The organism is Thiocapsa sp. (assembly GCF_018399035.1).
Lineage (GTDB): Bacteria > Pseudomonadota > Gammaproteobacteria > Chromatiales > Chromatiaceae > Thiocapsa.
In genome coordinates this window covers 4123551-4136018 of the sequence record NZ_CP073760.1, presented here as the reverse complement: position 1 = coordinate 4136018, position 12468 = coordinate 4123551, and the positions used below count along the sequence as shown (strand labels likewise).

Genomic DNA, 12468 nt, shown 5'->3' with positions numbered 1-12468 from the left:
AGTTCCGTGTCAGGCCAGGATCTGGATTTCCGCCGGGAGTGCCGGCAGCGTGTCCGTTGGCGAGGCGCTGCCGCTGCGGCCACCGGCGGCGATGCTGTTGGAGACCCACTGGAAGAATTGCGCGAAGCCGGCCCCGTCGAGCGTATCGAGTGTGACCAGGGTATCGGTAAGCCGACGCAGCGCGTCCGTGCGCGCCTTGGGACCGGCGGCGCAGGCGACCACGCGCGCAAATTCACGCTGTTTGATCGCGATAATCGCCTCTTCGTAGTCTTGAGAGTCGGACGGGGCGCCGTCGGTCATGACGAAGGCCATCGGGCGCCAATCGCCGCGGCGCTGCGCGCTGCCCCGCACCACGTCGCGGTCCACCCGATCGACGAGTAGCTTCAAGGCAGCGCCGAGAAAGGTCGCTCCCGACGCCGGCACCGTGATTTCCGGTATGCGCACCTGATCGAGCGGGGTCAGGGGAAAGACCTCGCGGGCCTGAAGATCGAACGTGATCAGCGACAGATGCACGCTTTCCAGCGCAAACGGGTCACGCCGCAACGCCTGCTCCATTGCCTTTAGGCCGACATTGAGCGCTTGAATGGGTTCACCACGCATTGACCCGGAGGTGTCGACCAGGATGTAGACGGGCAGGCGCCGTACACTCATGGTCATAGGCCCGCAACGTTGATCGACGGCGGGGGCGGGGGCAGATCTCCGAGGCCGCCGACCTCGCGCTTCGTCAAATCGACCTTTTGACTGCTCATCGCCACGGATGCGGAGACCCATCGGAAGAAGGCTTTGATGGTCGAGGCGTCTGCGGTATCGAGCGTCACGACCGCTTCGGTGAGGGCGCGTAGCACCTCCAGTTTGGCGTCCGGGCCCGCCGCGCAGGCGACCAAGGTCGATATCGGCGTCTGCGCCAATGCCGCCTGGCCCGCTTTCCAATCGTCGGTTGGCGCGCCGTCGGTCATTAAAAAGACAAGCGGCTTCCAGTCGCCACGTTGCTCGGTGGTTCCCTTGCTGACCTCACGTTCGATTGAGGTGCTCAAGAGCGTCAAAGCGGCGCCCAGCGAGGTCGTCCCCGTCGCGCGAAGATCCGGAGCACGAAAGGCAGCAACCTCGGTCAGCGGGACCGCCTGCCGTGCGTTGGTGTCGAAGGTGATGACGGACAGGTGCACCGTTTCCAGCGCATAGGGATCCTGACGCAACGCCGAGAGCAGCGTCTCGAGACCGGTCTTCATCGCCTCGATGCCCTCACCCAACATCGAGCCGGAGGTGTCGAGCACCAGGTAAACGGGGAGTCGCCGTGACATCGAGACCTCCGGGGCAATGGGCGGATGAAAGGGCGAATCGCTGGCCGTTCAGGCGGCAGGGAGAAACTCCGACGCGTCGAGTCCCAACTCATGGCACATGCGTGTCACGGCAGCGCGCTCGTCCTGGTCGAAGTTGCCATCAGAACCAGCGATGACGCAACAGGCGCGAACCAACAGGCGTGCTTCTGCCGGCTTCGATTTCAGCGTCGAGACGACCTTTAGCGCCTCCGCCTCGCCGATCTGGGCATCGAAATCATATTTCGCGCAGTGCTTCTCGAAACTGGCGATCACCGTCGTGGTGTCATACAGCGACAGCACGTCGGATGCGCCCATGAAGCCCATCATTTTTCGCTTCTCTTCGGGCTTCACGACCCCGTCGGCGTTCGCGATGATTGCACAGCCTGCGGTGCACGCCTCCATGAACCCGCGATTTTTGAACTTCAAGGCATCATCCTTGAGGCCGTTACCCATTTCCTTTAATTTACCCAACATTCCGGACAGCATTTTAATCTCCTCATTTCATGGAAAATCTCGACGCAAATTCGCATTTTTCGTCGACCGTACTGCGCATCAGATTCGCTAGTTTATGTCATCACTTGAAATATGCAAGCTCCGAACACCTGAATTTTTAAATACATTTATTGAACCAATATCAGCGCGAACAACATGCTCAGATTTAAATCACTCATGGCTTTTCATCTGTTTCGAGTGGCAATGCACACAACGCACCCGCCCCAACAAAGCAGCACTCATTATTGAGAGCGATAAAAACATCAACGGATCAGCAGAGTCTTCTAATGACGATACAGAGTCATCGAAATGCCATCCCGGTTCTATCGAATCCGATTCCCTTACAGCGATGATCTTCACCAACAGCAAGGGAGTCCGGCAAGAAAACCTGTCGAGAATCGGTCTGCATACGCTCGGCGGCACGCGTGAGGCGAGCCCCCGGCTCTGCCGGACATGATTAGTCGGGCAGAGTCAACTCCAGGTTCGCCAGCAACAGCTCATCCCCGCTCACCAGGCGCGTCTTATAGCTGCCGCAGTCTCCGCACAAGAGCCGATTCGGGGTCGCGTCCGTCTCGGCACCGCAGTCGTTGCAGGCAACGCGCACGGGTGCGGCTTCGATCACTAGCTCGGCGTTCTCCGCGACGGTCCCTGCCGCGGCCAGCGGAAAGGCGTGCCGGAGCAAGGACCCCTCGACACCCGCGAGCGGGCCGACCCGCAGCAGGATGCGCTCCACGGCGCTGGCCCCGTGCTCGACGGCGATCCGCTCGACCTGATCGAGCAGGGCCTGACAGATGGAAAGCTCGTGCATGGCTCAGCTGCCCAGATAGGTGTAGCCGTAGAGCCCGGCCTTGAGCTCGACAAAGAAGTGCTCGCGGGTTGCCCGGTCCAGACCGGCGGCGTCGAGCTTGCGTCGATAGTGCGCGAGCAGGGTGCGCGGCTCGAAATGCACATAGCTCAGAAGCTCGTCGGTCGAGTCGCCGCGTTCGGCATCAAGCAGACGGTAGCCGCCCGGCGCGCTCGCATCCAGCTCGACGTTGACCGCATCCGTGTCGCCGAAGAGGTTGTGGATGTCGCCGAGGATCTCCTGATAGGCACCGACCATGAAGAAGCCGATGAGATAGGGCGATCCCGACCCGGCACCGGCATGCACCGGCAGGCTCGCCTCCACGCCGCCCTCGTCGACATAGTGGTCGATACAGCCGTCCGAGTCGCAGGTCAGGTCATGCACCATCGCCCGTGCGTTCGGCAGCTCGTCGAGACGCTGGATGGGCACGATCGGAAAGATCTGATCGAGCGCCCAGACGTCCGGCATCGACTGGAACAAGGAGAAGTTGCAGAAGAGCTTGTCGGCGAGCAGTGCATTGACCTCGTCGGCCAGCTCGCGGTGGCGTCGGATCGCCGGGTCGAGCCGCCCGGCCAGGCGCCGACAGATGGCGAAGAAGAGCTCCTCCGCGCGCGCACGTCCGGTCAGGTCGAGTCGATCCGCGGCAAAGCGCTCCCGTGCGGTCGCCATCAGCTCGCGCGCCTCCGAGTAGACCTCTTGCGGCGGCGCCTCGTCCGCTGCCCGAAGCTGTCCGGCCAGCGCATCGAGCAGCGGATCCCCCTCGTCGGGCTTGGGCAGGACCCCTTGGCCGCCGGCCTCCTCGCGATCGATCACGTTGGTGATCAGGACGGCATGGTGCGCGGTGAGCGCCCGGCCCGATTCGCTCAGCAGGTCCGGCTCGGGCAGGCCCCGTCGCCGACACTCGGCCGCGACACTCTCGACGATCGCGCTCGCATAACCCGCGAAGCTGTAGTTGACCGAGCAGTAGTTGCGCGTGCGGGTCCCCTCGTAGTCGACACCCAACCCGCCGCCGACATCCAGGATGGTGATCGGCGCACCCAGGCGGCGCAGCTCGGCATAGAAGCGCACCAGCTCGGCGACGCCGGAACGGATGTCCTGAAGATTCGGGATCTGAGAGCCCAGATGGGCATGCAGCAGATTGAGCCAGTGCAGCCGCCCGGCGGACTCGAGCGTGCGGACCAGGTCCAGGATCTGGTTGGCCGAGAGCCCGAACTTGGCCTTCTCCCCGCCGCTGCTCTGCCAGTTCCCCGCCGCCGCGGCGGCGAGCCGCGCCCGCACGCCGAGCAGGGGCTCCACGCCGAGCCGCTCGGCCTCCTCGAGGATGAGCGCGACCTCGGACGGCTTCTCGATCACGATCTGCACGCGCAACCCGAGCCGTCTCCCGATCAGGGCGAGCCGGATATACTCGCGGTCCTTGTAGCCGTTGCAGACCACCAGCCCGTCGGGCGGCGAGAGTGCCAGCACCGCCATCAGCTCGGGCTTGCTGCCGGCCTCCAAGCCCGCGTGACCGGAGCGCAGGATCTCGCGCACCACACCGGCCTGCTGGTTGACCTTGATCGGATAGACGGGTTGGTAGCGACCGCTGTAACCGCTCGCCGCGCTCGCATCCACGAAGGCTTGGTGAAGCGACTCGACGCGATGGCGCAGGATATCGTTGAAGCGCACCAGCACCGGCAGCGACAGGCCCTCGGCGTCGAGCTGTTCGGCCAAGAGGGCCAGATCCACCTCGGTTGTGCCGTTCGGGTTCGGTCGCGCATAGAGATGACCGGCGGGATTGATCCCGAAATAGCCCTCGCCCCAACGGTCGATGGCATAGATCTGATTACAACGCTTCACACCTTGGTCCATTGCGAGGAGGTCTCGTTCGGTGATGTCGATAGGAGGATGGTAAGGCATGAATGCGAAATCCGTGCGGTTCCGCCGTCGCTGGGCGCTGCTTCTCGTCCCGATCGGTCTCCTGCTTGCGGTCGCGCTCTGGACCTGGTGGGCCGAGGGGCATCCGCGCGAGGAGCGGCGCCTGCGGGTGCTCGTTCATGACCGGCTCGACGCCTGGTTTCCGCAGGCGATGGCGCCGGTGGACGGCTGGCATGGTCTCATCCCGCGTATCCAGGTCGTCCCGGACGGGTCCGATCGCGCCCTGCCGCGGGTTCTGCTCGTCCATGGGCTCGACGAGCCCGGCGACATCTGGGACGACCTCATCCCCGTGCTCGGCTCCGCGGGTTTCGAGGTCTGGGAGCTCCGTTATCCCAACGACCAAGGTGTGGACCGCAGCACCGACCTGCTCGCCGCGCAGTGGCCCGAGCTTCCATTCGACCGGCCGGTCGTCTTGATCGGACACAGCATGGGCGGGCTGATCATCCGCGACTTCGTCACCCGCTGGCGCAACCCGGTGGGCGCGCCCGCGCGGGTCGAGGGTGCCGCCGTGCGCGGCGTCATCCTGGTCGGCACACCCAATCAGGGCTCTGAATGGGCGCGTCTGCGCATCTGGCTGGAGCTGCGCGACCATCTGGCCGCCGGACCGGAGCGGCGCTTCTCGCTCTTCGCCGGACTGCGCGACGGAACCGGCGAGGCCAAGATCGACCTACGACCCGGCAGCGTCTTTCTGGAGGATCTCAACGCGCGGCCTTGGCCCGAATCCGTCCCCGTCCGGTTGATCGGTGGTCTGCTCACCGAGCCGCCTGAATCGATGGCCGCGAGTCTCGAGGCCATTTCCGCCGAGCTCGGATCGACCGATCTCGCCGAGGTGCTCGAAGATTGGTGGTCGAGCCTCGGCGAGGGTCTTGGCGACGGCGTCGTCCCCCTCGCCTCGCTGCAGATCCCCGGCACTCCGCCGCCGGTTCTCGTAAAAGCATCGCATCGCGGGATGCTCGCGCGCCTGTTCCCGAGCGACCGGGAGCCCGAGGCCATTCCGCACATCGTTGCCATCCTCGAGGAGTGGTCAGGTCGATGAACATCCGGGGTTGTAACGCGGTCTGTTCTCCGTGATGCGGCCTTCAAACCGGACACGACCGACGTCCCGTCGCCGGTACGAGATACCCCAACCCAATGGTAGGATGAGGAAATGACGGCCGAACCACCGGAACGGAAAGCGGACACCCCAGTGGACATCGGGGCCGATGCGGAGCCAGCCGCAGACCGCGGGGAGTCCGTCGCCCTGATGGAGCCCCTGCTCATCGGCGTCGGTGCGAGGCAACGCGCTGCTTTGACCGACCTTGCCATCGAGCTGGCAGCGAAGTCAGCCGGCCTGCGTCGGAGCCTACCGTCCGGCATCGTCAACGCCTTGGCCGATCTCGTGCGGTCGATGAACTGCTACTACAGCAACCTGATCGAGGGGCACGACACCCATCCGGTCGACATCGAGCGCGCGCTCAAGGGTGACTACAGCGGCGACCCGGAGAAACGCAACCTCCAGCTCGAAGCACAAGCGCACATCGCCGTGCAAGCATGGATCGACGCGGGCGGGCTCGATCATCGTGCCTTCACGGTCGCCGGGTTGTGCGAGCTGAGCAAGCGGTTCGGCGAGCGGCTTCCGGATGAGCTCCTTTGGGTCATTGAGCCTGAGACCAGGGCACGCATGCGTGTCGTGCCGGGCGCGTTGCGCAGCCGGGACGTTCGTGTCGGCCGCCATATCGCCGTCAGTCCGGGTGCCGTCCCCCGCTTCCTCGCCCGGTTCGAGGACGCCTATGCCAACCAGGGAACGACGGGGGCGCTTCTGGCCGCGGCAACGGCGCACCACCGACTCTTGTGGATACACCCGTTCCTTGACGGGAACGGTCGGGTTGCGCGCCTGATGTCCTACGCCGTTCTGCGCCGGACCCTGGAGACCGGCGGTCTTTGGTCCGTTGCCCGCGGCTTGGCCCGCAACGAGGGCACCTACAAGTCACTGCTTGCCAACTGCGATCTTCCGCGCCGCAACGATCTCGACGGGCGCGGACATCTCAGCGAGGAAGCCCTCGTCGACTTCACGGCCTTCTTCCTCCGGACCTGCATCGACCAAGTCGACTTCATGGAGGACTTGGTTCAGCCCGAGCGACTTCGGCAGCGCATCCGGGCCTGGGCGGAAGACGAGATCCGTGCCGAACGCCTGCCCGCAAGGTCGGGAGCCCTTTTGGAGGCGGTCCTCTACCGATGCGAGCTGCCGCGCGGCGATGTTGCCGGACACCTCGGGATCGGAGACCGTCAAGCGCGCCGGATCACCTCCGCCCTGTTTGACCGCAAGGTCATCGCGTCAGAAAGTACCCGCGCCCCCCTGAGACTCGCATTCCCCGCCGCGCTCGCATCCCGCTGGATGCCCGGACTCTTCCCGGACCGGCATTAACGAGCGGATGGTCCGATCCAGTCGGATCGCGACTCAGGGCGCCCGCATCGGCTGTTGGTGATGCTGCGCCTGAGCGGCGGTGAATTCGTCGGGTGTGATTCGCCCGTCGCCGTTCAGATCGATCGCCTCGAACGACGGCGCGGTCGCGAGGTTTCGCATCGGATAGCCTTGTTGCGAGCGCTCTTTGATGCGATTGGCTCGCGCCTCGTAGAATTCCTGCTCGGTCAAAGCGCCGTCGCCGTTCAAGTCGAATTCGGCGAAGGCGGGCATGTTTCGACCCATGCCTGCGCCGGGCCCCATGCCCATCCCTCCGCCTGGTCCCATACCTGCGCCGGGTCCCATGCCCATCCCTCCGCCTGGTCCCATACCGGCGCCGGGGCCCATGCCGCCGCCCGGTCCCATACCCCCGCCGGGCCGTCCCTGCATTCGGGATTGCTGAACCGTTGCGAATTCCTCCTGCGTCAGTCGCCCGTCGCCGTTCAAGTCGAAGTCCGAAAAGGCCGGGGCGTTGGCCGCCCCCCGCATCGGCGCTCCCTGAGCGGCGCGTTCAGCCATGCGTCGAGCGCGCGCGGTGTCGAACTCCTGCTCGGTCACGATCCCGTCCCCGTCGAGATCGAACGCCGAGAAGGTCATGGGGCCGCGCGGCTGCGCGGGTTGCTGGGCGAGGGCCAAGGGTGCAGCGAAGGCCGCCGCGACCGTTACTGCCATGATGGATCTACGCATCGTCGTCTTCATGGAAACCTCCGTGGGTCGATCGGGTGAAGGTCCACGCCGGTATCGGCGTGCCCTGCTTACCTCTAAACCGCGTCCAGAGCGCGATGTTCACTTTCGAGTGGGCTCGACCTTTGGTGCATTCACGACCCTTAACAGGGGCGCGGTTTAATCCTTATTGAAACACCTGAAGATGCAGGGAGTGTGGAAGCGGACAGGTGCCGGACGTCAGGCGTCCACCTTTCGAAAGAGCAGGAAATAATTCAAACGCAGCTTGATCGGCTCGTCGATCAGCTTGAAACCGGCCTGCTCCACCTCGCCGATCACCTCCTCGCGACCGGCGCGCACGTGCCCCAGGATCCAGCGATTGCTGACCCCCGGCTCGCGTCTGAAGTCGATGATCGCCAGGATTCCGCCGGGCACCAGTGCCGCGCGGATCGAGTCGAGCATGGCGCGCGGATACTCGAAATGATGATAGGTGTCCGAGCTGAACACCAGATCGACGCTCCCGGGCGGCAGCTCGGTGTTCTTCTGTTGGCTGAGCACCGGGAGCACATTGCCGAGGCCCGCCTGCACCGCGCGCTCCGCGATCGCCGTAATGAAGCTCTCCGAGATATCCACCGCGAACACCCGTCCGGTCGGACCGACCGCCTCTGCAAACAGCATCGTGTAGAGCCCCGAGCCGGCCCCCACGTCCGCGATCCGCATGCCGGGTCGGATCTTCAACGCCTCCAGGATCTCGAAACGCCGATCGTAGACCTCTCGTCCGTCGCTCTCGAAGATGTCGCGCCACCGCTCATGATCGGCACCGTGATAGTAGGCGTTCATGTCCGGGCCGACGGCGGGGGCCTCGGCGTAGGCGGTGAGGTGGCCGAGAAGAATCAGCGGAATCAACAGGGCCGGGCGGTAGCGGTGTAAGGGCATGCGGGAGACTCCCGGAATGGTGCGAGGATTTTAGGCGATTTCCGGGAATGATCATCCCGGCCGTGCGTGTTGCCAATGCATACCGGGCGACTAAAGTCGCCCACATGTTGGTCGATGCTTTCCCGGAAATCACCTTAACGATACCGATTGGGGCGGTGCCGGCAATTGGGAGAGCCGGAGAAGCGGAGTGGCCGCTCTCAACTCGACCGGTTCGCCGCGGCGAGCCGGTCGAGGCGCAGTCGCTGGCGGTCGTCGAACAAGCGGCGCGAGCCGATCCAGACCGCGGCCATGGAGCCGAGCCCGGTGCCGGCGGCGATGAGGAACATGACGAGGAGCTGGTATTTGGCGGCCTCCATCGGCGGGCTGCCCGCGAGGATCTGGCCCGTCATCATGCCGGGGAGGCTCACCAGGCCGGCGGTGGCCATGGCGTTGATGATGGGGATGAGGCCGGAGCGCAGGGCGTCGCGACGCACCTCCTCGATGGCGTCGTCCCAGGTGCCGCCGGCGAGCAGGCGTGCCTCGATGCGACCGCGCGCATCCCAGGCTTGGCGGGTCAGGCTGTCGAGCGCGATGGCGATCCCGCTCATGGTGTTGCCGAGCAGCATGCCGAGCAGGGGGATCAGATACTGTGGCTGATACCAGGGTTCGACCCCGATGATGACCGTCAGGGCGAGCAGCGTCACGGTAAAGGCCGAAAGGAACATCGAAAGTGCGCCGATCCCGTAACCCCAGACGCCACGGTATCGTCGCTTCTGGCGCTGCATCACCTCGTAACCGGCGACCGAAAGCATCACCAGGGCCATCAGTCCGATCAGCGGCAAGCTGGTCTGGGCGAAGAGCACCTTCAGCACCAGTCCGACGAGCATGAGCTGGACCGTGCTGCGCGCGGCCGCGATCAGGACCCGGCGCTCGATCCCGAGGCGCAGCCGCCAGGACATGGCGGCGAGCAGGAGGACCAGGATGGAGGCGATCCCCAGATCGAAAGGACTCAGATGGATGAGGGTCACGCTTCGGGCTCCAAACGCTCGTTGCGGATGACCAGCGAGCGCCCGCCGATCCGGCGACGTTGCTCCGGGTCGTGACTGACCCAGAGGACGGCCGCGCCTTGCGTCGTGCGATAGGTCTCGACGACGGATTCCACGCGTGCGCCGTTGCTCGGATCCAGGTTGGCGGTGGCCTCGTCGAGCAGCAGCGCCTCGGGTGACTGTGCGAGCAGGCGCACCAGCGCCAGGCGCTGACGCTCCCCGGTCGAGAGGCGAGTGACCGACCAGCCGAGGACGTCGGGTGCGAAGCCGAGGTGGTCCAGCCAGTCGGTGATGGTCGATGGATCCGGCAGTGCAGGGTGATTCGAGACGCGAACGGGAGCGCGGCGAAAGGGTTTGGACAGACGCAGGATCGCCGGAGGAAGCGGGGACGTGGGCTGGTCCGCATGCGCGGTCCGGATGCCCGGCAGATGCTCGCCGACGCTCTCCGCCCACCAGAAGGCTTCCGCAGGGAGAAGACCGACCCGCCGACGCCAGTGCGCGGGGGCGATGCGCGAGCGCGGCTCTTCCCCCAGCCAGACCTCGCCCTCGTGCGGATCCAGGTCGGCGACGGCGCGCAGCAGGAGACTCTTGCCCGAGCCGGACGGGCCCGACACGAAGACCAGCTCACCCGCCGCGACCGTGAGATCGAGCGGCCCGAGCGCCCGCGAGCGGATGCCGTCGAGTCTGAGTCCGGACATCGGCGTCCCGGTCTCAGCGCCGCCGAAACATCAGGTCGCGGACCCGATGGCCGAGGCGCTCCCCGCGTTGCTCGAAGCGGGTGAGCGGACGTGACGCCGGGCGGGGCGAGAAGCCGCCGGGGCCGGCGAGATTCTCGAAGGTCTCCGAGGATGCCTCCAGGATCTCGAGCATCTGCTCGGCATAGGGCTCCCAATCGGTCGCCGCGTGAAAGACGCCGCCCGGGCGGAGCGCGCGCGCGAGCAGCCCGATCAGCTCGGGCGTCAGGATGCGACGCTTGTGATGACGGCGTTTCGGCCAGGGATCGGGAAAGAAGAGCTGAACGCGCTCCAGGCTGCCGGGCGCGATGCCGCGGGCGAGCACCTCGACCGCGTCGTGCCGCATCAGCCTCAGATTGGTCAACCCGCGTCGCTCGATCTCGAGCAGCAGATGCCCGACACCGGGGCGATGGACCTCGATGCCCAGCCAATTGCTCGGCGGGTCCTGCTCGGCCATCTCGGCAAGTGAATCGCCGTTGCCGAACCCGATCTCGAGGACGACGGGGCGCCCGTTTCCGAAGAGTCCCGCGAGATCGATCGGCGCGTCCGCCGTCCAATCCACCCCGTAGAGGGGCCAAAGGTCTCGAAAGGCGCGCTCCTGCGCGGAGGTCAAACGACCTTCGCGCAGGACGAAGCTCCGGATGGGGCGCAGGAATTTGGGCGTCGTCTCGGCCGTCATGAGGTCTCTACAACTGGCCTCTCGGCCACCGCTTTCGCAGTCAAAGCGCTCTGAGGCGCTTTGCGTGAATGGGCATACCGATTGCTTATGTCCGGTAGGCCTGTAGGGGCGAATAAATTCGCCCCTACAGGCCGTAGATCTTTCCCGGAAATCACCTAAACCGCGTCCCCCGCTAAGGGTCGTGGATTCACTAAACTTCGAACTCACTCGAAAGTCAGCATCTCGCTCTGGACGCGGTTTAACCATTGGATTCAAAAAATGCTGAACCGCGTCAGGCACGAACCCCGGTCGTAGCCGCGGACGCCCGTCTCACAGCGACCATCGCGCTCCGCTCGAGACGCGGTTCAGTGCTGGAAGAACAACCCTTCGATCGGCGACGACGCCGAGGCAAACCGCTTCGGCGCCATGCGCCCGGCGAGGTACGCCTCGCGCCCGGCCTCGATGCCCTTGCGCATGGCGCTGGCCATCAGGATGGGGTCGCGTGCCGCGGCGATCGCGGTGTTCATCAGCACGCCGTCGCAGCCGAGCTCCATCGCCACGGCGGCATCGGACGCCGTGCCGACACCCGCGTCGACCAGGATCGGGACATGGGCATTCTCGACGATGGTGCGGATGTTGAGCGGGTTGCGGATGCCGAGCCCCGAGCCGATCGGTGCTGCGAGGGGCATCACGGCGATGCAGCCGATCTCTTCGAGCTGCCGGGCGACGATCGGGTCGTCGTTGGTATAGACCATGACCTGGAAGCCGTCCTTGACCAGCTCCTCGGCGGCCTTGAGCGTGGCGATCACGTCCGGGAACAGTGTCTTCTCGTCGCCCAGGACCTCGAGCTTGACCAGGGTGTGGCCGTCCAACAGCTCGCGCGCCAGCCGGCAGGTGCGCACGGCGGTCTCCACATCGTAGCAGCCTGCGGTATTCGGCAGGATGGTGTAACGCTCGGGCGGCAGGATGTCGAGGATGTTCGGCTCGCCCGGGGTTTGACCGAGGTTGGTACGCCGAACCGCGACCGTGACGATCTCGGCGCCGCTCGCCTCGATGGCCCGCGCGGTCTCTGCCATGTCTTTGTATTTCCCGGTGCCGACGAGGAGTCGGGAGCTGTACTCGCGTCCGGCGAGGGTGAAGCGATCGGTTGCGGCTGTTTCGGTGGGCATGGATGTCGTGGCCAAAAAAGATAGATTCAGGATCGTTTCAGGATAACGGATGCGGGGCAGGACGCCCAAGCCGAGTCATCCGCCGCCGACGGCGTGGATGATCTCGACCTGATCCTGCGGTGCGAGCCTGTGCTCGGAGAAGCAACTGCGCGGGACCAGCTCGGCGTTGACCTCGATGGCCAAGCGGCGGGTACCGAGCTCGAGCTGCTCGATCAACTCGGCCATGGTGAGTGCATCGGCCACCTCGGTGGCGGCGCCGTTCAGGATGATCTGCATT

General features: G+C 65.3%; 14 protein-coding genes. 2 read left to right on the top strand and 12 right to left on the bottom strand.

The genetic code is table 11. From position 1 onward, the window contains the following. Positions 1–9 precede the first annotated feature (9 nt). The 5 genes from KFB96_RS18905 to speA form a co-directional block, all read right to left on the bottom strand. Complete coding sequence (locus KFB96_RS18905; RefSeq protein ID WP_366931555.1) at positions 10–657, bottom strand: VWA domain-containing protein; 648 nt, start codon at positions 655–657, stop codon at positions 10–12. Continuing rightward, positions 654–1298, bottom strand: coding sequence for a VWA domain-containing protein (locus KFB96_RS18900; RefSeq protein WP_213460466.1), 645 nt, complete (start codon positions 1296–1298; stop codon positions 654–656). Before KFB96_RS18900 ends, KFB96_RS18905 begins: the two co-directional genes overlap by 4 nt. 48 nt (positions 1299–1346) lie before the next feature. Beyond that, positions 1347–1802, bottom strand: a complete 456-nt coding sequence (locus KFB96_RS18895; RefSeq protein ID WP_213460465.1) for a tellurite resistance TerB family protein — start codon at positions 1800–1802, stop codon at positions 1347–1349. Positions 1803–2265: 463 nt separating this feature from the next. Further along, positions 2266–2616, bottom strand: coding sequence for a hydrogenase maturation nickel metallochaperone HypA (locus KFB96_RS18890; RefSeq protein WP_213460464.1), 351 nt, complete (start codon positions 2614–2616; stop codon positions 2266–2268). Between the two features lie 3 nt (positions 2617–2619). Further along, complete coding sequence (speA, locus tag KFB96_RS18885) at positions 2620–4500, bottom strand: biosynthetic arginine decarboxylase (protein WP_213461226.1); 1881 nt, start codon at positions 4498–4500, stop codon at positions 2620–2622. 46 nt (positions 4501–4546) lie between these two features. Between speA and KFB96_RS18880 the strand changes: the two genes are divergently transcribed. Next, positions 4547–5602, top strand: coding sequence for an alpha/beta fold hydrolase (locus tag KFB96_RS18880; protein WP_213460462.1), 1056 nt, complete (start codon positions 4547–4549; stop codon positions 5600–5602). A gap of 207 nt (positions 5603–5809) precedes the next feature. Then, entirely contained in the window at positions 5810–6970 is a 1161-nt protein-coding gene (locus KFB96_RS18875) for a Fic family protein (protein WP_213461224.1), read from the top strand. 33 nt (positions 6971–7003) lie between these two features. On the opposite strand, the gene KFB96_RS18870 is transcribed toward KFB96_RS18875, so the two are convergent. The 7 genes from KFB96_RS18870 to thiS all read right to left on the bottom strand — a co-directional run bounded on the left by KFB96_RS18870 (position 7004) and on the right by thiS (position 12467). Next, positions 7004–7705 (bottom strand): EF-hand domain-containing protein, encoded by a 702-nt coding sequence (locus tag KFB96_RS18870; RefSeq protein WP_213460460.1) that lies wholly within the window; start codon positions 7703–7705, stop codon positions 7004–7006. 204 nt (positions 7706–7909) lie between these two features. Continuing rightward, positions 7910–8605, bottom strand: a complete 696-nt coding sequence (locus KFB96_RS18865) for a class I SAM-dependent methyltransferase (RefSeq protein WP_213460458.1) — start codon at positions 8603–8605, stop codon at positions 7910–7912. 197 nt (positions 8606–8802) lie between these two features. Beyond that, positions 8803–9612 (bottom strand): iron export ABC transporter permease subunit FetB, encoded by an 810-nt coding sequence (gene fetB, locus KFB96_RS18860; RefSeq protein ID WP_213460456.1) that lies wholly within the window; start codon positions 9610–9612, stop codon positions 8803–8805. Further along, positions 9609–10328 (bottom strand): ATP-binding cassette domain-containing protein, encoded by a 720-nt coding sequence (locus KFB96_RS18855; RefSeq protein WP_213460453.1) that lies wholly within the window; start codon positions 10326–10328, stop codon positions 9609–9611. The genes fetB and KFB96_RS18855 overlap by 4 nt, the downstream gene beginning before the upstream one ends. A gap of 13 nt (positions 10329–10341) precedes the next feature. Next, complete coding sequence (gene trmB / locus KFB96_RS18850; protein ID WP_213460452.1) at positions 10342–11043, bottom strand: tRNA (guanosine(46)-N7)-methyltransferase TrmB; 702 nt, start codon at positions 11041–11043, stop codon at positions 10342–10344. Positions 11044–11387: 344 nt separating this feature from the next. After that, positions 11388–12191 carry a thiazole synthase gene (locus KFB96_RS18845; RefSeq protein ID WP_213460450.1) on the bottom strand — a complete coding sequence of 268 codons (804 nt, stop codon included), beginning with the start codon at positions 12189–12191 and terminating at the stop codon, positions 11388–11390. A gap of 75 nt (positions 12192–12266) precedes the next feature. Next, positions 12267–12467, bottom strand: a complete 201-nt coding sequence (gene thiS, locus KFB96_RS18840; RefSeq protein WP_213460448.1) for a sulfur carrier protein ThiS — start codon at positions 12465–12467, stop codon at positions 12267–12269. Position 12468: the final 1 nt, after the last annotated feature.